We start from the raw sequence: 21,217 nt of genomic DNA on the forward strand, positions 1-21,217 counted from the left end.
CACCATATGTACCGTGCACATGGTGACTGTAGCTGCCGACGCGTCCTCGAGCGTCTCTGAATCCGGCGACCGGCGGCGGCCCACGCCGGCCCTGCTCATCGCGACGCTCGGCATGGTCGGTGTCGTCGTCTCGCTCATGCAGACGCTGGTTATTCCGATCATTCCGTCGCTGCCCGTCCTGTTGCACACCTCCGCGTCCAACGCCTCCTGGGTCGTGACGGCCACGCTGCTGGCGGGCGCGGTGGCGACCCCGATCAGCGGCCGCCTGGGCGACATGTTCGGCAAGCGCCGCATCTTGTTCGCGAATCTGCTGCTGCTCGTGGCTGGTTCGGTGGTCTGCGCGTCGTTCTCCACGCTGCTGCCGGAGATCGTCGGCCGCTCGCTGCAAGGCGCCGCGGTCGGCGCGATCCCGCTCGGCATCAGCATCATGCGCGACGAATTGCCCGCCGAGCGGGTGGGTTCGGCGATGGCGATCATGAGCGCCACGCTGGGCGTCGGCGGCGCGATCGGCCTGCCGGTGGCGGCGGCCATCGCGCAGAACGCGAACTGGCACGTGCTGTTCTGGACTTCCGCCGCGCTCGGCGTCGTCTGCGCCGCCCTGGTGTTCGTCTTCGTGCCGGAATCGCCGGTGCGCACGCCCGCCCGCTTCGACTTCGGCGGTGCGATCGGGCTGTCGGCGGCGCTGCTGGCGCTGCTGGTCGCGATCACGAAAGGCGCGGACTGGGGCTGGGCCAGCGCTCCGATCCTGATTCTGTTCGCGACGTCTGTGGTGGTGTTCATCGGTTGGGGCGCTTTCGAACTGCGGCAGCGTTCGCCGTTGGTGGACCTGCGGGTTTCGGCGCGGCCGCGGGTGCTGTTCACCAACGCGGCCTCGATTGCCGTCGGATTCGCGCTCTACGGCATGTCGCTGACCTTCCCGCAGCTGCTGATGGCGCCGGAGCGGACCGGATACGGCTTCGGGCTGTCCATGATCAGCGCCGGGTTGGCGCTGGCGCCGACCGGTTTCGTGATGATGCTGCTGTCGCCGGTGTCGGCGCGGCTGTCGGCTAGCCGCGGGCCCAAGGTCACTCTCGCGCTCGGGTCGGCGGTGATCGCCGTCGGTTACCTGTGCGCGGTGGTGTTGATGAACAGCGTCTGGCAGATCATGCTCGCCGCGGTGATCGTCGCGGGCGGTGTCGGCCTGGCCTACGCGGCGATGCCCGCGCTGATCATGGGCGCGGTGCCGATCACCGAAACGGCGGCGGCGAACGGCTTGAACTCGTTGATGCGCTCGATCGGCACCTCGACCTCCGCGGCGGTGATGAGCGTGGTGCTCGCGCACATGACCATTCAGTTCGGTCCGCACCTACTGCCCTCGCGCGACGGGTTCCACACCACCTTCCTCATCGCGATGGTGGCAGCGCTGGTCGCGATCGGGCTGTCCGCGTTGATCCCGATGCGCAAGAGCGCCGACGCGGCGACCACCACCGGGCATTCCTGACGGCCGCCGCACTCGGTACCGGATTCCGTCGTCCGCGACTCTGCTTGTCGGGTGCCGCCACCCGCGCGAGGTCTCGCGCGGGTGACCGTGCACCGCGTCGGTGGTCGGCGAATGACGTTCGGTCGCCTCCGTGATCAGGTGTCGGCGACGGCCTCGGTGTACCGGCGGCCGAGGGTGCGGATGTGGGCGACGAGCTCCGGCGGGCCGTCGACGCGGAAGTCCATCATCAGCATGGACAGGTAGATGGCGATCGTCTCCAGCGCGTCCGCGCCGGTGTACAACACACAGGTGTCCGTGTCCACCGCCTCGACCACGCCGACGGCGGGATTGATCCGGGCGATGACCGTTTCGGCGGGCGCGAGCACGGTGACCCGGGCCTGCACCCGCCACCCGGTCGTGGCGATGTGGCGCATGACGAAGGCGACCAGATCGTCGTCGGGCAGCGCGCGGGCGGCGAAACGGCGCGAAGTCGTCTCCGCGCGCACGACGCGGGCGACCGGGATCGCCCGCCAGGAGTGGTCTTCCAGGCTGTAGACGACCAGGTACCAGCGGCGCTGCCAGTTGATCAGCCGGTACGGCTCGATCTCGATCGAAGATTCGGCTCCGGCTTCGGCGATGCGGACCGTCGCGCCGTCACGGATGGCGCCGGCCAGGGTGGTGAGCACCGCGGCGGGCACCGGCGCGTCCGGTTCGCGCGATCCGGTGGTGGCCGGGCCGATCGCCGTCGCCTCACGCAGTGCGGACACCTTGCGCTGCAAGCGTTTCGGCAGGATCTGGTCCAGCTTGCCCAGCGCTTTGGTGACGTGCTCGGCGATGTCCGCGATACCGGTGGAGCCGTCCTCGGCCAGCCCGACCGCGACGGCCACGGCCACCGCTTCGTCGTCGTCCAGCAGCAAGGGGGGCATGGTCGCGCCGCGGCCGAGCCGGTAGCCGCCGATCGCGCCGCGTCCGGCGTGCACCGGATAGCCCAGCTCGCGCAGGCGCTGAATGTCGTGGCGCAGGGTGCGATCGGTGACGCCGAGCCGCTCCGCCAGCTCGCGGCCGGTGTGCGCACGGTCTTGGAGCAATGCGAGCAACCGCAGCAGACGTGGTGTGGTCGACGCCACTTTTCATCTCCTTATCAATCAGGAAGGAAACTAGCCTAATGTGCGAATAGGCTTGTGTCATCAGCAAGAACGACCGAAAGGCTCCCGACATGAACGCCACCACCACCGCCGCCGCGACCCTGCGCCCCGTGTGGCGCGACGTGCTCGCCGACTCCCACCGCGCGCTCGAGAGCGTCGTCGCCGGCGTGCGCGCGGATCAGTGGCACCTGCCCACCCCGTGCTCGGAATGGGACGTGACGCAGGTCGTGCAGCATGCCGCCGGTGACCAGCTGGCGTACGCCAAGTCGCTCGGCATCGGCGACGGTCCGGCCGACAATCCGTTCGCGCCCTCCGGCACGATCGACGGCACCCCCGCGGACCTGGTGCGCGCGGCGATCGAGCAGACCGCGTTCGCCTGGACCACGGTCGACGACGCCACCGATACTGTGCCGACGCCGCTGCCGCACGGTGCGCTCGCCACTCCGGTGGCCGCGGTCCTGTGCGCGCTGGATGCGGCGGTTCACGCCTGGGACATCGCGATCGCGACCGGCCAGCCGTCCCCGTTGACCGACGAACTCGCCGCTCACCTGCTCACCGCCGCCCGGGCCACTCATCCCGCGCCCGGCACGGGCGAGACGGCGGAGATCACCGAACCGCTGCGTCAGTGGGGGGCCTACGCCGCGATCGTCGACGGCCCGTCCGATGGCGCTCTGGGAGAACTGCTGCGCTACCTGGGCCGCGATCCGCGCTGAGCAGCCGTCGACGCGGGGCTCACCGACCGAGCCCCGCGGACGGCGTAGCGGCGCCGTGCCCTCCAGTGGTGTGGTTCATCGGACGGCCTCCGGCGGGAGGTGCCTTATTCACTCGACGGTCAGAGGGCGGTGACGAACCCCTGGGCGACCATCCAGTCCCGGGCCACCTCGGCGGGTTCGCGTCCGTCCACATCGACCCGACGGTTGAGCTCGGTGATCGCCTCGTTGGTGAGGCGCTGCGAGATCGGCGTCAGGATCGTGATCACCTCCGGGTGCTCGTCGGCGAAACTCTTGCGCAGCACCAGAGCGGCGTTGTATTTCGGGAAGAATCCGCGATCGTCCTGCAACAGCACCAGATCGAGCGCCGGGATGCGTCCGTCGGTGGCGGCCACCGAGCCGAAGCGGCACTGTCTGCCGTCGGCGGTCGCCTGGTAGACCACCGGGTCCTGCACGATCTGCTTGCGTACCTTGCCCGCATCGATCTCGTATCTGCGGGCCAGACCGGGGAAGCCGTCCTGCCGGACGTTGAATTCGGTGCCGACGCAGATGGCCGCGGCGGCGGGGTCGGCAGCGACGAGCCTCGCGTAGTCCGACAGTGTGCGCACACCGGTCTCCTGAGCGGTCCGCGCGCTCATGACCAGCGCGTAGGTGTTGTTCATCGGCGCCATGGCGGCCCACACCATGCCGTGCCGGGCGAGGTCGGCGTCGCGCACCGCCTCGAACTGGCCGATCTCGTCCGGGACCGCCGTCTCGTTGCCGAGGTAGTTGATCCAGCCGGTGCCGGTGTAGTCGTAGGCGAGGTCGATCTGCCCGTTCAGCTGGGCGTCGCGCACGCTGTTGGAGCCCTGGATATTGGTCAGATCGCGCACCTCGGCGCCCGCCGCCGTCAAGGCGAACTCGATGAGGTACCCGAGAATGTTCTGCTCGGTGAAGTCCTTGGACCCCACCGTGACGCGCACACCGTCGAGTTCGGGGATCGGGCGGATGCTGCCCGGCCCCACCCGCAGCGGCACCGCGCTGCCGGATTGCAGCCCACAGGCCGCCAGCAATGCCATCCCCACCCCGAGGGCGAGCGCGCGCCACCCCCGGCTCATTTCAGCCCCCTCGGCCCGAGGAACGCTTCGGCGACCGCGCCGAGCCAGTCCACCAGCAGGGCCAGTGCCACCGCGAGCACCGCGCCGACCACCAGCGTGACGTTGTCACGCAGTTTGTAGCCGGTGTCGATCAGGATGCCGAGCCCGCCCGCGCTCACCAGGAACGACAGCGTCGCGGTGCCGACCGCGAGCACCAACGACGTGCGCAACCCCGCCAGGATGTACGGCACCGCGAGCGGAAACTCGATGCGGCGCAATACCGCCAGGGCCGACATGCCCTGACCGCGGCCCGCGTCGACGAGCGTGGGGTCCACCTGCTGGTAGCCCAGGATGGTGTTACGGAGCACGGGAAGCAGCGAGTAGAACGCGATCGGCGCCACGCCGATCCAGAAGCCGGTGGTGCGGGTGGCCAGGTAGAACAGCACGATCAGGCCGATGGCCGGCGCGGCCGCGCCGATGTTGGCGATGCCGACGAAAACGGGTGTGAGACGACGGAATCCCGGCCTGGTGAGCAGGGTGCCCAGCGGGACGGCCACCGCGACCACGATCAGCACCACCGTCGCGGTGATCAGCACGTGCTGCCAGGTGACGGTCGCGACATTGCGCGCGTTCAGGCTCGCTCGCTGGGTGGCGGTGAGGTCGCGGGCGAACGCCCACACCAGCACGCCCGCGGTGAGCACGAGCACGAGCAGCGGTTGCGCGACCAGCCGGAGGCGTTCGGCGCGGCGCTGGGCGGGGGGAGTCACGGCGGCCGTGGTCATGGCGCGCCATCCGTCCCGGAGCGGCCGCCGTGTTCGGCCCGCAGCGCCGACAGGTGCCCGATCAGGGTGTCGATGGTGATCAGCCCGACGTATTCGCCGCGCGTCCCGGTCACCACCGCGGTGGCGCTCTGATGCGTCAGCAAGGCGTCCAGCGCGTCTTGCAGCGTCGACTTCAGCGACAACGTCTCCGGCACGGGTGAGCCGAGGCCGTGCAGCGAGTCGGCGTGCGCCAGCTGTTCGGCCGAGACCCAGCGGCGCGGCCGGCGTTGACCGTCCAGCACCAGCGCCCACGGCCAGTCCCGGCTTGCGAGCGTGGCGCGCAGTTCATCGATCGGGTCCTGCTCGGTGGCGGTGGGGCAGTCGCCGAGGTCGACGTCCCCGACGCGGGTGAGGGTGAGCTGTTTGAGCGAGGCGTCCGCACCGACGAAACCGGCGACCGTCTCGTCCGCCGGATCGGCGAGGATCGCTGCGGGCGTGTCGTACTGCAGGATCCGGGACCGGTCACCGAGCACGGCGATGCGATCGCCGAGTTTGACCGCCTCGGTGAAATCGTGGGTGACGAAGACGATCGTCTTGCCGAGTTCACCTTGCAAACGGAGCAACTCGTCCTGCAACAGCCCCCGGGTGATCGGATCGACCGCCCCGAACGGCTCGTCCATCAACAGCACGGGCGGGTCGGCCGCCAGCGCCCTGGCCACGCCGACGCGCTGCTGCTGGCCGCCGGACAGCTGCCGGGGATACCGGTCGCGGAAGGTGGCCGGGTCGAGTCCGACCAGCTCCAGCATCTCGTCGACCCGGGCCGCGATGCGCCGCCGGTCCCAGCCGATCAGCCCCGGCACGGTGGCGACGTTCTTCGCGACAGTCAGGTGCGGGAACAGTCCGGCCTGCTGAATCGAGTAGCCGATGCCGCGGCGCAGCCGGTCGGGATGGATCGTGGCCGCGTCGCGCCCGTCGATCGTGATGGTGCCCGAGGTGGGCTCGATCAGCCGGTTGATCATCCGCATGGTGGTGGTCTTGCCGCAGCCCGACGGTCCGACCAGCACCACGATCTCACCGGCGGGGATGGTCAGCGAGACGCTGTCCACGGCCGGGTCGCGCTGCCCCGGATACTGTTTGGTCACCGAGCGCAGCACGATCTCGACGCCGGAGACGACGGATCCCGCAGTGGCGCCGGGTGTTTCGGTCTCAGTCACGGATTCCCCTCGAGGTGGTGAGCCGGCCGATCAGCACGTAGATGCCGTCGAGTACGAGCGCGAGCACGACGACGAGGATCGTGCCGACCAGAGCCTGCGGCACCGCGTTCGGGCTGCCGAGGCGCGCGAGGCCGGAGAAGATGAGGTTGCCGAGCCCGGGGCCTTTGGCGTACGCGGCGAGCGCGAGGATACCCATGATCAACTGGGTGCTCACTCGCATGCCGGCCAGGATCGCGGGCCAGGCCAGCGGCAGTTCGATGCGGGCGAGCACCCGCAGGCGGTTCATCCCCACGCCGCGGGCCGCATCGGTCACGGCCGGGTCCACCGAATCGAGTCCGATGATGGTGTTGCGCAGGATCGGCAGCAGCGCGTACACCACGAGCGCGGTGATCGTCGGTGCGACGCCGAGGCCGAGAATCGGGATCAGCAGGCCGAGCAGCGCGAACGACGGAACGGTGAGCACCGCGCCTGCCAGCGCGGAGGCGATCGATGAGCCGAACGGACTGCGGTAGACCAGAACTCCGATGAGCACCGAGACCATCGTGGCCAGCAGCACCGATTGCACCACGGCCGAGACGTGCAGGTAGGAGTCGACCAGCAACTGGTGCCGCCGGTGCACGATGAATGTCCACAGCGTGTCCAGGGCCGTACCTCCCCATCGGCTGGTCTCTCCGGAGACTAGCGCGGTTTTCCCGGTGCCGTACCCGATTTCGGTTCCTGCGGGTTGCCTCGCCACTCGACCGGGCGAAACCGATCGTAGGGCGTCGGGAACCGTTCGGCGTGCTCGCGCGTCGAAACCCATAAGCTCGACAACAGCATCACAGGAATGGATCGGGGGAGCGATGGCACAACAGCTGAGATCGCGGGCGGGACGGTGGATCGCGCTCGCGTTGGTGGTGCTCGGCGTGGCCGCAGCCGGGCTCGCCGGGGCCCTGTGGTGGCAGGACCGAGCCGATCGCGAAGCGGTCGTGGGTGAGCGCCTCACCGAATTCCCCGCGCTGGACCGGTCGGCGCTCGACGCGGTCCAAGCCGGAATCGTCGCGGTCGCCGAGCGCGAGTTCGCCGAGCCGGGCGCGGGCACGAAATACGCGGAAGGCGCCGAAGAGGCGTGGTGCGCCGACTTCGTCAGCTGGGTGTTGCGCGAGGCGGGTGCGCCGCTGGCCAACCCGCATTCGGGCTCCTGGCGGATTCCCGGCGTCTACACCTTGCAAGAGTATTACGAGAGCGCCGGCCGCTTCGTCCCACTCGGCTCCGGCTACCGCCCGCGCACCGGTGACGTGCTGCTGTACCGGGAATCGAGCCCGTTCGGCCAGCACACGAACATCGTCTTGCGGGCCGAAGCCGGGCAGGTGACCACGATCGGGGGCAACGAGTACGGCGAGATCCGGATCCACCGCTTCGCGCTCGACGACGTGCCGGGCGTGGTCGGTGTCGGGCGATTGTGATGAGCACCCCTCCCCGGTGAGCGGAATCTGTCCGCGTATGCGGGTGAATCGGCGTGCCGGATGGTCCTACGATGGACTCGGCGGCGCCCGGCAGCGCCGCCGCCGGTCCCCGCCCTGCTTCCCCCTCATCGGCAGGACGGGGATCTCAGGCTGACCACCGCGTTCCGGGGCGGCGCAAGATCGGTCGCGTACCGTGTCGGGTGTCCATCGAGAGGTGAGGGTTCCGGAACTCCTGATGCATCCGACCGACGAATCGAGTAGCGCGCCCGCGTGGATCGACTACGCCGAGTTCGGCGAGCGTTTCGTCACGCACGCGGTGAATGCCGCCCGCGTCGAATCCGCCGTCGCAGGCATGACGGGTCGTGGTGTGACCATCGGCCCGGTCTCGATCGGCCCGGCCGGACTCGCCGGTTTCGTGGCCGAGGGCAAAGTCGGCGCCCCGCGCGTGCTGCACAGCGGTCCACGGGTGACCTTCGAGGTGACCATTCCGGTCTCGCTCACACTGAAGGTGCTGCTCGGCGGCCGGAAACTGCGTCTGGAGGCCAGGGTCGAGATCGATCTGACCCTGCACGCCCGCACCGCCGAACCCGTGCTCATCATCATCGACATCCCGCCGATCACACAGCGGGACATCAGCTTCGTCCTGCGCGCCCAAGCGGTCGAGTCGGCTTGGGAATGGCTGCTCGACCCGATCGCCGGCGTGGTGCAGCGGGAGGTCGCCTCGCGGGTGAATGCCATGCTGGCCGATCCGCAGACCCGCCGGGGGCTGGTGTTCGACGTGGAAGCGATGGTCGCGGGCAAACGGTCGGCGTATCGGGACAAGCGCGCGTTCGAGTGGATCGGCTACGACGAGTTCGGGCATCGGTTCTTCGCTCGCATCGTGACGCGCGACCGGGTGTACGACGTGGTGGAACGCTTGGCGGGCAGGCCGATCGAAGTCGGTCCGCTGCGGACGGGCCCGCGCGCAGGCGCCGTCGTCACCGTTCGCGGAGCGGTCCGGATGCCACGGTTGACGGACCGGTCGGCGAATCCGGTCGCCTTCGACCTGACGCTGCCGGTGACCCTGGACATCACCGTGGACGTACTGAAAGCCAATCGCTATCGCGCCGACGTGGAGGTGCCGTTGGTGCTCACCGCCCGCGCCGCCGACCCTTTGCGCGTGGTGATCGACGTGCCGCCGCCCGACCCGGCCGACATTCGGATGGAGTTCACCGCCCACGGTGCGCGCGCGGCCGCCCTCGGTGCGCTCGCGGGGATAAAGAAGCAGGTCATCGCCCAGGTGGCGGCGGTGATCCGCAAAGAACTCGCCGACCCGGCGATGCGCACCATCGACGTCGCCGCGCGCATCGACGGCATCGCCTGACGTCCGTCACCCGTGCGCACGGTGTGGCGAATGTGAAACATGTTTCTGTTGGGTCTAGCGGTTCCAATGTGAATGTGGTGAAATGAGTTCACGTTCGAGGCTCCCGGCGCGCGACAAGGTATGGGGAAGGTGCGCCGGGCACGCTGCCATCCATGTCGGGGTTGCGCGAAGGAGTCGACGATGCGTTCCATTTCGGTATCCCGGCGTGATCTGTTCGTCTACGCGGCCGCGGCGGCCGTCGTCGGCGTGACCGCCGCTCCAGCTCCCGCCTCGGCGCGGCCCGCGCTCGGGACTCTGGTCGATTACGCCGGCGGCGTCCCTTCGGCCGCGGCGATCCGCGATGCCGGACATATCGGCGTGATCCGTTACGTGTCCGATCGCAGGCCCGGCGCCGAGTGGATGGCGGGAAAACCACTGCGCTCCCCGGAAGTCGACGACCTCAAAGCGGCGGGTCTGCAGATCGTGTCCTGCTACCAATTCGGGAAAGGGCCGACCGCGGACTGGCGCGGCGGGCTGGAGGCGGGCAAGCGGCACGCCGAGCGCGGACTCGCGTTGCATCGCGCCGCCGGTGGCCCGGACAACGTCCCCATCTACGCGTCCATCGACGACAATCCCTCTCCGGTCGACTTCGCCACCATGATCGCGCCCTACCTGCTGGGCTGGCAGGCCGTGCTCGGCAAGGAGAACACCGGCATCTACGCGAACACCCCGACCATAGAACTGGCCCGCACCGCGGGCCTGTGTTCCTGGTACTGGCAGCACAACTGGGGAACGCCCAAAGGCTTCGTCCATCCGGCCGCCAACCTGCACCAATTCGAGATCGACAAGCGCTCCATCGACGGGGTGGGGATCGACGTGAACAACGTGCTCACACCCGAGTACGGGCAGTGGTGAAGGGGCTCGCCCTATCCGCTTCCCCGCAGACTCGTTCGACTACCTATACGCCCGAGCGGCCGCAGTCCGGCTGACGCCCGAATGCCCACCGTGTAAGTGACGGTGGCCCGGGCGATCCTGTCATCGACCGCACGACGGCACGAATGGCATCGACGCGCTGGTCGGCGACGCGATCACCGGTGCGACGCACCCCAGCGAAGCGAGATCGAGCATTGCCCGTTCGCGGGCGCTGGAAAGTTACGTCTGGCAGTGGCTGATCGGTGTGACGCGCAGGTCGGGCTCGTCGTCCGGGACGACCCGCAGGGAGGGACGGCTGTCCGGGGCTTCGTGGTCGCCGAGCCAGGAGAACATCGACCACCGGGACAGGCCGGAGAACGCGGAACCGAGGCTGGCGAACGAGAACGACGAGATCGCCGATCCGAACGATCCCACGGACCCGATCGACAGCACCGAGCCCACGCTGCCGATGGACAGGATCGAGTAGGCCGACCCGATGGACAGGATCGACCCCTCCGAGCGGATGGACAGGATCGAGCGGTGCGAGCGCCTGCTGCGGATCGAACGAGCCGTGCGTATCGAATGATCGATGGTCGCCATAGTTAGCGGTCTACCACAGTCCGGACGGATCGTGGGGCGTCGCGGCGGATCCGTTCGAGGTTTCGGTGCGGACCCCCGGAACGACCGAGGGCGGCGACCCCGATGGAGTCGCCGCCCTCGACCGAGAACTCAGCCTACGGTGAAGAACCCGAGCGTCGGCAAGAACGAGCAGGTCCGAGCCTCCCCGTCCGCGGACTGGGTGGTCAGCGAGCCGGAGACGACCGCGACCACGCGGCCGAAGCCCGTGTCGGCGATCGCGGACAGCGTGGCGGGGCCGTCCGGGTTGATCTTTGCCTCGTCGGTCAACGGCAGGACGCCGGACTGACGGGTGTCCAGATTCAGCCACTGCACCGTCATCGGCGGGTTCTGCACCGGAGTCGGCGACTTGGTGCCGAGCGCGGTGAAGACGAACCCGGTCTGGCCCGCCTGCGGGCCGGGCGGCGGGAGCGTGGCCGGGCCGGGCACGGCGAGAGCGGTGCCGACCGAGTCGGCGCTCGGGCCGATGCAGCCCTTGCCGATGGTCGGGTAGAGGAACTGCGCGATCGCCGGACCGTCCTGCGGCACCTCGGGACCACCGCCGCCGCTGCCGTCGAGGAAGGTGATGATCCGTTCCAGCGTCGACTTGATCTGCGGCGGGAGGTTCAGGGTGGCCAGCAGCCTGCGCGCCTGATCCAGGATGGCAGATTGCGGGCCTGCGACGCCCGCGGGGCTCGCGATATCCGCCGGGCCGGCCGCGGCGCCGACAATGGCCGGGGCGAGTGCGGCCAGCGCGTCCACCGGTACGCCTTCGGGAACCATGGGCACGCTGTTCGTAAGCGCCGCGGGGGCGGTCGCAGGAGCCGCGATTGCTGTCGTCGGCGCGGCAAGCGTGGCACTCGCCGCGATGGCGAGTGCGGACAATGCAATCCGCGATCCTCGGGTGCGAAGCACTGGTCTGGCCGTCCTTACCTCGGGTACATCAGGGTTCGATTGCTAAAAGCCATCGTTTCGGGGGTCACTCTAGGGACATTGCGGCTATGTGTACAGCCGCGGCGTCCGGAAGGCGCCGTGGACGATCAGTGTGAGCCGAACATACCGCGCCCCGATGTTACTGGTGTGAAAGTTGATGCAAATGTTACCGGTGGTTCGAGGGTGCGACCGACCGCATTCGCGCTGCGGTTAATCTAATCGTTGCCGTCCGCGCTGTCGCCTGAACATCGAAGTCCGGGCGTGCCCCGCCGACGCACCGCACTCGAGCCGAAAGCCAGTGATTTGAATCGTCACCTCCGATGGGCTTTGTCGGCGCTGGGCCTGTCCGTGCTGGCCCGGCTGCTCTGGATGCTGCTGTCCCCGAACGGGATGAACCTGGTCGACCTGCACGTCTACGTCGGTGGATCGGCCGCGCTGCTGACCGATCAGCTCTACGACTTCACCTACGCGGAGAAGACGCCCGACTTCCCGTTGCCGTTCACCTACCCGCCGTTCGCGGCGTTGGTGTTCTTCCCGCTGCACTACCTGCCGTTCACCGTGGTCGCGGTGGCTTGGCTGCTGGCCATCGCCGCGGCGTTGTACGCGGTGGTGCACATCAGCCTGGAGTTGATCTTCGGGGCGCAGCGGCTGCGGACGCCGCAGTGGCGGGCCGCGGCCGTCGGCTGGACCGCGCTGGGCCTGTGGCTCGAACCGGTGCGAACCACGATGGATTACGGCCAGGTCAATGTGTTCCTGGTGCTCGGCGGGATGCTCGCGGTGCGCAGCTCGCGGTGGTGGATCTCCGGCGGCCTGGTCGGGATCGTCGCGGGCATCAAGCTCACGCCCGCGATCACCGGCCTCTATTTCGTCGCGCGCGGACGCTGGGCGACCGTGGCGTGGTCGGCGGTGGTCTTCGGCGCGACGGTGGGGGTGAGTTTCCTGATCGCGCCGGTCGAAGCGCGCCGGTACTTCGGCACCCTGCTCGGTGACGCCGACCGGATCGGCCCGGTGGGATCGGTGTGGAATCAGTCGCTGCGCGGCACGTTGAGCCGGATTCTCGGCTACGACGTGGAATCCGGTCCGTGGTGGATCGCGGCCGTGCTCGTGGTCGCGGTGCTGGCGTTCCTGGCTTGGCGCGCGCTCGGCCCGGACGACCGGCTCGGCACGCTCATCGTGGTGCAGCTGTTCGGGCTGATGGTCTCGCCCATCTCGTGGTCGCATCACTGGGTGTGGCTGCTGCCCGCGGTGCTATGGCTGGTCTACGGGCCGCTGCGCCGGGCGCCCGGTGCGCGCGTCGTGGCCGGATACTGGCTGGTGACCATGCTCGTCGGCGTGCCGTGGGTGCTGTCGTTCTTCCAGGATTCGATCTGGACCATCTCGCGCCCCGGCGTGCTGTCCTGGCTGGGCGCCGTCGACGTGCTCGGCGTCGTGGCGTTCTACCTCTGGGTGATCCGCTTCGGCCCCCGGTTCGCGAGCTCGAACCCCGCCGAAGCGACGCGTGAGAGCACGGAGGGCCGCGCCCGCACGGCGTAGTCGCGGCGCGGCCGAAGCGCGTCGGATCGGATCCGGCCGCGACGCCCAGGTTCGGCCACCGGTTTCGAGCGAAGCGAGACCGAGCAGTTGGCGTGCCCGCCGCGTAGATGATGAAGGAGGCGGCGGTCGGTCCTGACCGACAGCGCCTCACTACCACCCGCACACCTTGGTAGCGGCGTCGTCACCGACGCGCCCAGCTCACCGAACCACGTCTTTCGAGCGAAGCGAGACCGTGCATGTGCCGTTCGCGGCCCGGCTGGCGTGTGCGTGGCCGCCGCATATGCGACGAAGGTGCAAGCGGCGGTCGCGCGCACGCAAGCCATAAGGGGGCCGCGAACACTCAGCGCCGCAGGCGCTGAAAATTCAACACAGCTGATCTATTTGGTGCGCCAACGCGACGTCGAGCGCCGTGAGCCCGCCCGCGGAGTGGGTGGACAAGCTGAAGGTGACTTTGCGCCAGCGGATGTCGATGTCCGGATGGTGATCGGCTTCTTCCGCGACTTCGGCGACCCGGCGCACGAGTTCGATGCCCGCGGGGAAGGTGGGCGCCTCGACGGTGCGGACCAAGGCGTTCCCTGACCGTGCCCAGTCCGGCAGTTCGGTGAGGGCCTCGGCGATCTCGGTATCGGAGAGCAGTGTCTGCTGGGCCATAACACTCCTTACTACTCGCCACGGGCCGCCCCGGAAAGGTGGCGGCGGGGGTCAGGCGGCGCGTGCCTGTTTGAGTGCCTTCTTCAGATCCTTGCCGGTGACTCCGGCCGCTTCGCACTTCTTCATCCGCATGATGACCACGGGGCACTTCAAGCAGCGCGTCTTCTTCCGACAGCACTTCTTCTTGGGTTTCAGGCTGGAAACCTTCTTCGCTTTGACCTTGCCCACGGGGGTTAGCGTACCCTAAGTACAAAGCCTGAAACGTTGCGCTAACGGACTGCCGGTAGGGTGTAGCTGGCCGCGATGCCCGGTGAGTTTCGATTCTCCACCTGTCTGCAAGGAGCCCGGCGGGAGCGTCAGGACCCGGAGGCGGCAGCCTGCGTAAACCACGTAGGGTCCCGTCCAGGCCGGACACCGAGCACCGTCGGCTCCCACACCGAACAGCAGGAGGATTCAGGCGTGTCGTCTGCACGCGATTTTCGCAACGTCGCCATCGTGGCCCACGTCGACCACGGCAAGACGACCCTGGTCGACGCCATGCTGCGCCAGTCGGGCGCTTTCGCCGAGCGGGCCGAGCCCGTCGACCGCGTGATGGACTCCGGCGACCTGGAACGCGAGAAGGGCATCACCATTCTCGCCAAGAACACGGCGGTGCACCGCCACCACCCGGACGGCTCGGTCACCGTCATCAATGTCATCGACACCCCCGGCCACGCCGACTTCGGCGGCGAGGTCGAGCGCGGCCTGTCCATGGTGGACGGCGTGGTGCTGCTGGTGGACGCGTCCGAGGGGCCGCTGCCGCAGACCCGGTTCGTGCTGCGCAAGGCGTTGGCCGCTTCGCTGCCGGTGATTCTGGTGGTGAACAAGACCGACCGCCCCGACGCCCGCATCGAAGAGGTCGTCGAGGAGAGCCACGATCTGCTGCTCGACCTGGCCTCCGATCTGGACGACGCCGCGGCCGAAGCCGCCGAACTCGCGCTGGATCTGCCGGTGCTGTACGCCTCGGGGCGCGAGGGCAAGGCGTCCAAGGAACGTCCGGAGAACGGCAACGCCCCGGACGCGGAGAACCTCGACGCGCTGTTCGACGTGCTGCTGGAGCACATTCCCGCGCCGAAGGGCGATCCGACCGCGCCGCTGCAGGCGCACGTCACCAACCTGGACGCCTCGGCGTTCCTCGGTCGCCTCGCGCTGGTCCGCATCCACAACGGGGAACTGCGCAAGGGGCAGAACGTCGCCTGGATGCACGCCGACGGCGTCAAGCAGGTGAAGATCACCGAGCTGCTGCAGACGATCGGCGTGGAGCGCCAGCCCGGTGAAGTGGCCGTGGCGGGCGATATCGTCGCCATCGCGGGCATCCCGGACATCATGATCGGCGACACGCTCGCCGACATCGACGATCCGGTCGCGCTGCCGCGCATCACCGTCGACGAACCTGCCATCTCGGTCACCATCGGCACCAACACCTCACCGCTGGTCGGGCGGGTGCAGGGCCACAAGCTGACCGCTCGCATGGTGAAGGCGCGCCTGGACCAGGAGCTGGTCGGCAACGTGTCGCTGCGCGTGCTCGACATCGGCCGCCCGGACGCCTGGGAGGTGCAGGGCCGCGGTGAGCTGGCGCTGGCCATCCTGGTCGAGACCATGCGCCGGGAAGGCTTCGAGCTGACCGTCGGCAAGCCGCAGGTGGTCACCAGGCAGGTCGACGGCAAGGTGCACGAGCCGTACGAAGAGCTGACCATCGACTGCCCCGACGAGTACCTCGGCGCGATCACGCAGCTGCTGGCCGCGCGCAAGGGCAAGATGGTGCAGATGAGCAACCATGCCGCGGGCTGGGTGCGGATGGAGTTCATCGTTCCCTCGCGTGGCCTGATCGGCTTCCGCACCGACTTCCTCACCGAGACCCGCGGCACCGGCATCGCCAACGCCGTCTCGCACGGCTACGCGCCGTGGGCGGGCGAGATCCGGGCCAGGCACACCGGCTCGCTGGTCTCGGACCGGTCGGGCACGGTGACGCCGTTCGCCATGATCCAGCTGGCCGACCGTGGCCAGTTCTTCGTGGAGCCCGGCGCGGACACCTACGAGGGCCACGTGGTCGGCGTCAACCCGCGCGCGGAGGATCTCGACATCAACGTCACGCGCGAGAAGAAGCTGACCAACATGCGCAGCTCGACCGCCGACGTGATCGAGACCCTGGCCAAGCCGCTGCAGCTGGATCTGGAAGGCGCCATGGAGTTCTGCGCCGCCGACGAGTGCGTCGAGGTCACCCCGGAAGTGGTCCGGGTCCGCAAGGTGATCCTCGGGCAGAACGAGCGGGCGCGGGAACTGTCCCGCCGTAAGGCGCGGGACCGCGCGGCGCTGTAATCGTTTGCGACGAACGGGATTCGATGGCGCTGCTGTCGAATCCCGTTCGTCGGTCGGGCGAAAGCCCGCAGGCGTCCACCCTCTCGCCGTGTGAAGATTCGCGGATTCGGCTCGGGTGGGAGTCGAGTGCGGTCGGCATTTCGATGCGGAGAAATTCGCGCTCGGCGAGACGATATTCGAAACCGCTTCGTGATGTGATCTCGGCATAGCCCGGCACCGGACCATCTCGCCGCAGCAAATCAGCTTCCGGCAATTTTCCGTCCTGGAATCATCGGACGGACGCGGTACGAATTGACTTGATATGATCCGTCCGCGCAGAATTGCCTCGAAGGATGCTTCCGTCCGGGGACCGGGTTGATCGGTAACGATACCGCTGTATAGAAGTCACGCGTATGCGGTGGACATCGTCGAAATTCCTCCCGCTTTATCGCGATCGCTTAGATGCTCGCACGTGCGGCTGGTCGGGATCAGCCGCCCCGGCGGCTGGACGCTTGCGGTGCAGCTGTCCGAGGCTTTGTGGAGGGACGTGGTACCCGCGGTTGGATCCGCGAAGCAAAGAATTCGGTTTCTGTTCGGCTTATCGTCGCGTTGGTGCACTTCGATGGGCGAATGCATTCCGCTCGGTTGCGTGCAGGCGCGTCCCCTCCGGATGTGTGCGACGAATATTTGCGGATGTTCCGGCAGGTATGCACGTGGGGTGCGCCGGGCGAGGTGGCGAGCTTCGTGTTTCGGCCGGCGTCGATATCCGTGCGATCGTGTCGTTTTTCCGCTCGTCCGCAGGAATCTGGGAACGGACTCGACCGTACGGTAGAGTTCCCGAGCGTGAAAGTGGGCGCAGGAAAACGCGCAGCGTGGCGCACGTTGTTGCCGGCCGTGGCAGTGCTGACCTTGATCAGCAGCTGTGCGGCGAATCCGCCGCCGCCCATCGAGAGCACCGACAGCCCGAAGACCACGCCGGTCAAGCCCGCGGAGACGACCGTGGTGGTCGCCCTGGACACCATCGGTACCGCCTTCAATCCGCATCTGCGCTCGGACCAGTCCGCCGCCACGTCCGCGATCGCGTCACTGGTGCTGCCGAGCCCGTTCCGGCCGGTGCTCGATCCGGCGCGGCCGGGGGCGACGGCCTGGATGCCGGATTCGTCGTTGCTGGTCTCCGCCGAGGTGACCGCGCAGGAGCCGTTCACGATCACCTACAAGCTGCGCAACGAAGCGTCCTGGTCGGACGGGGCGCCGATCGCGGCCGAGGACTTCCGTTATCTGTGGCAGGAGATGATCTCCGAACCGGGGGTCGTCGATCCGGCCGGATACCGGATGATTTCGGACGTGAACTCCTCGGCGGGCGGCAAGACGGTCACCGTCGTGATGTCGCAGCCCTACCCCGGCTGGCGCGAGTTGTTCACCGATCTGCTGCCGTCGCACCTGCTGAAGGACGCGCCCGGCGGGTTCGCCCGGGGCATGAACGGCCAGGTCAACGGCGTCCGGGTGTCCGGGGGACCGTTCGGGATCCGTTCGGCGGACCCCGGCCGGGACGAGATGCTGCTGGAACGCAACGATCGCTTCTGGGGCACACCGGCGATGCCGGGCCAGATCCTGCTGCGCCGCGGCGGCACGCCCGCGCAACTGGCGGGCTCGCTGCGCACCGGCGACGTCCAGACGGCGCTGGTCCACGGCGGTGTGGCGACCCAGGCGCAACTGGGGGCGATTCCCTCCGTGCGGACCGCGATCATGCCGCAGTCGCGGGTGCTGCAGATGGTGCTGAACGGGCGCAAAGGCGACCTGAGCGATCCCAGGGTCCGCTCGGGTGTGCTGGGCCTGCTCGATCCCGCGCTGCTGGCGACCGTGGGCGCCCAGACCGGCAATTGGGTGGAGCCCGCCCGCGCGCAGGTGCTCGCGCCGTCCGACCCCGGTTACGCACCGACCGCTCCGCCGCGGCCGTCGGCGGAGGAGGCGTTCGCGCTGCTCGCCGCCGCGGGGTACGGCCGCGCGCCGGAACCGCCGCACGCGACCTCCCCCACCTCGCCCGCGCCGCAGCCGCGCACCGTGGGCAAGGACGGCAAGCCGCTGGTCGTGCGCATCGGCGCGGTCGACCGGGACGCCACCGCCTTGGCGGTGGCCAATACCGCCGCCGACCAGCTGCGCAGTGCCGGCATCGACGCGACGGTGCGCAGTGTCCCCGCCGACGAGTTGTACGGCAAGGAACTGCTCGAGGGCACGGTGGACGCGATCGTCGGCTGGGAGGTGGCCGGGTCCGATCCCGCGACCGTGCTGGCGTCCCGCTACGGCTGCCCACCGCCCGCGCTGCCCGGGGTCACCGGCCCTGCGCAGGCCATCGCGGAAGCGGCGCAACGGGCTCCGAGCAACCTGTCCGGAGTATGCGATCCGGCGCTGCAACCGGCGATCGAGGAAGCCTTGCGCGGCGGTGACGTGGGACGGGCGCTCGCCGAAGCGGAGCCCAAACTGTGGGCCATGGCGACGGTGCTGCCGATCGTGCAGGACAACGCCGTCGCCGCGGCCGGACCCCGGCTGGACGGCGCCTCGCTCAGCGGCGCGATCCAGGTCGGCATCTTCGGCGACGCGTCCATGTGGCGCAGGATCCCGTGACGGCGGCAACGGGCGGGTTGCTGCTGGTCCACGCCCACCCGGACGACGAGTCCATCACCACCGGAGGCACGATCGCGCACTACCGCAGGCGCGGCGTGCCTGTCACCGTGGTCACCTGCACCCTCGGCGAAGAGGGGGAGGTGATCGGCGAGGAGTGGGCGCTGCTCACCGCGGAGCACGCCGACCAGCTCGGCGGCTACCGCGTTCGCGAGCTGGCCCGCGCGCTGGAGGCGCTGGACGCGGGCCCGCCCCGTTTCCTCGGTGGCGCGGGACGCTGGCGCGACTCCGGCATGGCGGGCACGCCCGCCGCGGACAAACCGCGGGTCTTCGTGCGCTCCGGGAACGAGGCGGTGCGGGCGCTCACGGACGTGCTGCTCGAACTGCGGCCACGCGTCGTGGTCGGCTACGACCCGAACGGCGGCTACGGCCACCCCGACCACATCCGGGCCCACGAGGTCACCACGGCCGCGGTGCAGGACGCGGCGGGCCGAGGGTGGGACACACCGAAGTTCTACTGGACCGTCACCGACGCCGACATGCTGCGGCTGCACACCGCCGCGCTGGCCCGGCGCACGGCCGCGGGCCTGCCCGGCGCGCTGCCGCCCGGGTGGCGGCTGCCCGCCGAGGGCGAGCTCGCGAGCGTGCCCAGCGATGCGGTGACCACCACGATCGACGTCTCCGAAGTGCTGACGGCCAAGCGCGCCGCGCTGCGCGCGCACGCCACCCAGGTCACCGTCGCGCCGTCCGGCCGCGAGTTCGCGCTGTCGAACAATGTCGCTCAGCCGGTGCTGCCCGAAGAGCACTTCATCCTGGTGCGCGGACGACTCGGCCCGCTCGGTCCGGACGGGCGGGAACACGATCTGTTCGCCGGACTGGACTGACGCGGGATCCGCTTTGCCCGAGGGTTGCCATCGAGCGGTACCGGCGCGGCGGGTACCGTTCGGCGGGATCTCGCGACATCGAAAGGGAGGATCCGGCGTTTCATGACAGCGCGCGGCGACACCGATCACCTCACCATCGAGGACCACGGGTACCACAAGAGTCTGAAGCCGCGGCAGCTGCAGATGATCGCGATCGGCGGGGCCATCGGCACCGGCCTGTTCCTCGGCGCCGGCGGGCGGCTGGCCAGTGCCGGACCCGGATTGTTCCTGGTCTACGGGGTGTGCGGGTTCTTCGCGTTCCTCATCCTGCGCGCGCTCGGTGAACTCGTGCTGCACCGGCCCTCCTCGGGGTCGTTCGTCTCCTACGCGCGCGAGTTCTTCGGAGAGAAGGCCGCCTTCGTCGCCGGCTGGATGTACTTCTTGAACTGGTCGATGACCGGCATCGCGGACACCACCGCGATCGCGCAGTACTTCCACTATTGGTCCGGTTTCGCCGCCGTCCCGCAATGGGTGCTCGCCCTGATCGCCTTGGTCCTCGTGCTGAGCGTCAATCTGATCTCGGTGAAATGGTTCGGCGAGATGGAATTCTGGGCCGCTCTGGTGAAGGTCTTCGCGCTCAGCGCCTTCCTCATCGTCGGCACGATCTTCCTGCTCGGTCGCTTCACCGTGCAAGGTGACGCGACCGGACCGAGTGTGATCACCGAGCACGGCGGGTTGTTCCCGACCGGCATCATGCCGTTGGTCGTCGTGGTCTCCGGTGTCGTCTTCGCCTATGCCGCCGTCGAATTGGTCGGTACGGCGGCGGGCGAGACGGAGCAGCCGGAGAAGATCATGCCGCGGGCGATCAATTCGGTGATCGCCCGGATCGCCGTCTTCTACGTCGGTTCACTGGTCCTGCTCGGATTGTTGCTGCCGTACACGCGGTACACGGCCGACGAGAGCCCGTTCGTCACCTTCTTCACCACGCTCGGCGTCCCCGGTATCGGCAGCGTGATGAATCTCGTGGTGCTCACCGCGGCGTTCTCCAGCTTGAACGCCGGGCTGTACTCGACCGGGCGCATCCTGCGTTCGATGTCGATGAACGGCAGCGCGCCGAAGTTCACCGGCGTGATGGGCAGCAACGGTGTTCCCTACGGCGGCATCCTGCTCACCAGCTTGATCGCGCTGGTCGGCATCGCGCTCAACGGGATCGTCCCGGACCGGGCGTTCGAGATCGTGCTGAACATGGCGTCGCTGGGCATCGTCGCCTCCTGGGCCACCATCGTGTTGTGCCAGCTGCAGTTGTGGCGCTGGTCCAGGCAGGGACGCGTTGAGCGGCCCGCGTTCCGTCTCTTCGGCGCGCCTTACACCGGGCTGCTCACGCTGGTGTTCCTGTTCTTCGTCGTCGTCCTGACCGGGTTCGACTACCCGGTGGGAACCTGGACCGTCGCGACCATCGCCCTGATCGTCCCCGCCCTGATCATCGGCTGGTTTGCCGCGCGTAAGCGGGTGCTGGCGATCGCCGCGGAGCGCCGCGGCCCGCCCGGTGAATTGCCGGTGGTCGCCGCCCTGCCCGCCGACCGGGAGAATTGATCATGCGCC

General features: G+C 68.9%; 19 protein-coding genes. 10 read left to right on the top strand and 9 right to left on the bottom strand.

Annotated features, from left to right (window positions below):
• Positions 1–19: 19 nt before the first annotated feature.
• Positions 20–1,480, top strand: a complete 1,461-nt coding sequence (locus ACWEKR_RS07220) for an MFS transporter (RefSeq protein ID WP_452353725.1) — start codon at positions 20–22, stop codon at positions 1,478–1,480.
• A 134-nt stretch (positions 1,481–1,614) separates the two neighbouring features.
• Here ACWEKR_RS07220 and ACWEKR_RS07225 read toward each other — a convergent pair whose 3' ends face one another.
• The gene (locus ACWEKR_RS07225) at positions 1,615–2,586 is read right to left on the bottom strand and encodes a helix-turn-helix transcriptional regulator (protein WP_452353726.1); all 972 of its coding nucleotides are present in this window, start codon (positions 2,584–2,586) and stop codon (positions 1,615–1,617) included.
• An 89-nt stretch (positions 2,587–2,675) separates the two neighbouring features.
• On the opposite strand from ACWEKR_RS07225, the gene ACWEKR_RS07230 reads away from it, so the two are divergent.
• Positions 2,676–3,317 (top strand): TIGR03086 family metal-binding protein, encoded by a 642-nt coding sequence (locus ACWEKR_RS07230; RefSeq protein WP_452353727.1) that lies wholly within the window; start codon positions 2,676–2,678, stop codon positions 3,315–3,317.
• A 119-nt stretch (positions 3,318–3,436) separates the two neighbouring features.
• On the opposite strand, the gene ACWEKR_RS07235 is transcribed toward ACWEKR_RS07230, so the two are convergent.
• Genes ACWEKR_RS07235 through ACWEKR_RS07250 form a run of 4 tightly spaced genes read right to left on the bottom strand, consistent with a single transcriptional unit; the run spans position 3,437 to position 7,008 of the window.
• On the bottom strand, positions 3,437–4,411 hold the full coding sequence (locus ACWEKR_RS07235) for a glycine betaine ABC transporter substrate-binding protein (RefSeq protein ID WP_452353728.1): 975 nt from the start codon (positions 4,409–4,411) through the stop codon (positions 3,437–3,439).
• The gene (locus ACWEKR_RS07240; protein WP_452353729.1) at positions 4,408–5,172 is read right to left on the bottom strand and encodes an ABC transporter permease; all 765 of its coding nucleotides are present in this window, start codon (positions 5,170–5,172) and stop codon (positions 4,408–4,410) included. The genes ACWEKR_RS07235 and ACWEKR_RS07240 overlap by 4 nt, the downstream gene beginning before the upstream one ends.
• Positions 5,169–6,365, bottom strand: coding sequence for an ABC transporter ATP-binding protein (locus ACWEKR_RS07245; RefSeq protein WP_452353730.1), 1,197 nt, complete (start codon positions 6,363–6,365; stop codon positions 5,169–5,171). The genes ACWEKR_RS07240 and ACWEKR_RS07245 overlap by 4 nt, the downstream gene beginning before the upstream one ends.
• On the bottom strand, positions 6,358–7,008 hold the full coding sequence (locus tag ACWEKR_RS07250) for an ABC transporter permease (protein ID WP_452353808.1): 651 nt from the start codon (positions 7,006–7,008) through the stop codon (positions 6,358–6,360). Before ACWEKR_RS07250 ends, ACWEKR_RS07245 begins: the two co-directional genes overlap by 8 nt.
• Positions 7,009–7,207: 199 nt before the next feature.
• On the opposite strand from ACWEKR_RS07250, the gene ACWEKR_RS07255 reads away from it, so the two are divergent.
• The 3 genes from ACWEKR_RS07255 to ACWEKR_RS07265 all read left to right on the top strand — a co-directional run bounded on the left by ACWEKR_RS07255 (position 7,208) and on the right by ACWEKR_RS07265 (position 10,067).
• Positions 7,208–7,810: a CHAP domain-containing protein gene (locus ACWEKR_RS07255; protein ID WP_452353731.1), complete on the top strand. Its 603-nt coding sequence runs from the start codon at positions 7,208–7,210 to the stop codon at positions 7,808–7,810.
• 235 nt (positions 7,811–8,045) lie between these two features.
• Positions 8,046–9,173 carry a hypothetical protein gene (locus tag ACWEKR_RS07260; RefSeq protein WP_452353732.1) on the top strand — a complete coding sequence of 376 codons (1,128 nt, stop codon included), beginning with the start codon at positions 8,046–8,048 and terminating at the stop codon, positions 9,171–9,173.
• Positions 9,174–9,353: 180 nt separating this feature from the next.
• Positions 9,354–10,067, top strand: a complete 714-nt coding sequence (locus ACWEKR_RS07265; RefSeq protein WP_195085929.1) for a DUF1906 domain-containing protein — start codon at positions 9,354–9,356, stop codon at positions 10,065–10,067.
• Between the two features lie 237 nt (positions 10,068–10,304).
• Here the strand turns inward: ACWEKR_RS07265 and ACWEKR_RS07270 are convergent, their stop codons facing one another.
• Positions 10,305–10,664: a hypothetical protein gene (locus ACWEKR_RS07270; protein ID WP_159848283.1), complete on the bottom strand. Its 360-nt coding sequence runs from the start codon at positions 10,662–10,664 to the stop codon at positions 10,305–10,307.
• A gap of 129 nt (positions 10,665–10,793) precedes the next feature.
• On the bottom strand, positions 10,794–11,594 hold the full coding sequence (locus tag ACWEKR_RS07275) for an Rv1157c family protein (protein WP_195085927.1): 801 nt from the start codon (positions 11,592–11,594) through the stop codon (positions 10,794–10,796).
• Between the two features lie 321 nt (positions 11,595–11,915).
• On the opposite strand from ACWEKR_RS07275, the gene ACWEKR_RS07280 reads away from it, so the two are divergent.
• On the top strand, positions 11,916–13,145 hold the full coding sequence (locus ACWEKR_RS07280) for a mannosyltransferase (protein WP_452353733.1): 1,230 nt from the start codon (positions 11,916–11,918) through the stop codon (positions 13,143–13,145).
• 363 nt (positions 13,146–13,508) lie between these two features.
• On the opposite strand, the gene ACWEKR_RS07285 is transcribed toward ACWEKR_RS07280, so the two are convergent.
• Together ACWEKR_RS07285 and ACWEKR_RS07290 are read right to left on the bottom strand one after the other, a co-directional pair.
• Positions 13,509–13,796: a 4a-hydroxytetrahydrobiopterin dehydratase gene (locus ACWEKR_RS07285; RefSeq protein WP_195085925.1), complete on the bottom strand. Its 288-nt coding sequence runs from the start codon at positions 13,794–13,796 to the stop codon at positions 13,509–13,511.
• Positions 13,797–13,847: 51 nt separating this feature from the next.
• Positions 13,848–14,024 (bottom strand): hypothetical protein, encoded by a 177-nt coding sequence (locus tag ACWEKR_RS07290; protein WP_085994939.1) that lies wholly within the window; start codon positions 14,022–14,024, stop codon positions 13,848–13,850.
• A 231-nt stretch (positions 14,025–14,255) separates the two neighbouring features.
• Between ACWEKR_RS07290 and typA the strand changes: the two genes are divergently transcribed.
• From typA to ACWEKR_RS07310, 4 genes are all read left to right on the top strand, one after another.
• Positions 14,256–16,154, top strand: coding sequence for a translational GTPase TypA (gene typA, locus ACWEKR_RS07295; RefSeq protein ID WP_195085924.1), 1,899 nt, complete (start codon positions 14,256–14,258; stop codon positions 16,152–16,154).
• Between the two features lie 822 nt (positions 16,155–16,976).
• Positions 16,977–18,755 (top strand): ABC transporter family substrate-binding protein, encoded by a 1,779-nt coding sequence (locus ACWEKR_RS07300; RefSeq protein ID WP_452353734.1) that lies wholly within the window; start codon positions 16,977–16,979, stop codon positions 18,753–18,755.
• A complete protein-coding gene (gene mshB / locus ACWEKR_RS07305) occupies positions 18,752–19,636 on the top strand; it encodes an N-acetyl-1-D-myo-inositol-2-amino-2-deoxy-alpha-D-glucopyranoside deacetylase (RefSeq protein WP_452353735.1) in 885 nt (294 codons plus the stop codon). The genes ACWEKR_RS07300 and mshB overlap by 4 nt, the downstream gene beginning before the upstream one ends.
• A 102-nt stretch (positions 19,637–19,738) precedes the next feature.
• On the top strand, positions 19,739–21,208 hold the full coding sequence (locus ACWEKR_RS07310) for an amino acid permease (protein WP_452353736.1): 1,470 nt from the start codon (positions 19,739–19,741) through the stop codon (positions 21,206–21,208).
• Positions 21,209–21,217 lie beyond the last annotated feature (9 nt).

This window comes from Nocardia sp. NPDC004573 (assembly GCF_053602135.1).

Coding starts and splice junctions, on each gene's coding strand:
- ACWEKR_RS07220 (WP_452353725.1), top strand. CDS start 20: ATGGTGACTGTAGCTGCCGACGCGTCCTCGAGCGTCTCTGAATCCGGC.
- ACWEKR_RS07230 (WP_452353727.1), top strand. CDS start 2,676: ATGAACGCCACCACCACCGCCGCCGCGACCCTGCGCCCCGTGTGGCGC.
- ACWEKR_RS07235 (WP_452353728.1), bottom strand. CDS start 4,411: ATGAGCCGGGGGTGGCGCGCGCTCGCCCTCGGGGTGGGGATGGCATTG.
- ACWEKR_RS07240 (WP_452353729.1), bottom strand. CDS start 5,172: ATGACCACGGCCGCCGTGACTCCCCCCGCCCAGCGCCGCGCCGAACGC.
- ACWEKR_RS07255 (WP_452353731.1), top strand. CDS start 7,208: ATGGCACAACAGCTGAGATCGCGGGCGGGACGGTGGATCGCGCTCGCG.
- ACWEKR_RS07260 (WP_452353732.1), top strand. CDS start 8,046: ATGCATCCGACCGACGAATCGAGTAGCGCGCCCGCGTGGATCGACTAC.
- ACWEKR_RS07265 (WP_195085929.1), top strand. CDS start 9,354: ATGCGTTCCATTTCGGTATCCCGGCGTGATCTGTTCGTCTACGCGGCC.
- ACWEKR_RS07270 (WP_159848283.1), bottom strand. CDS start 10,664: ATGGCGACCATCGATCATTCGATACGCACGGCTCGTTCGATCCGCAGC.
- ACWEKR_RS07285 (WP_195085925.1), bottom strand. CDS start 13,796: ATGGCCCAGCAGACACTGCTCTCCGATACCGAGATCGCCGAGGCCCTC.
- ACWEKR_RS07310 (WP_452353736.1), top strand. CDS start 19,739: ATGACAGCGCGCGGCGACACCGATCACCTCACCATCGAGGACCACGGG.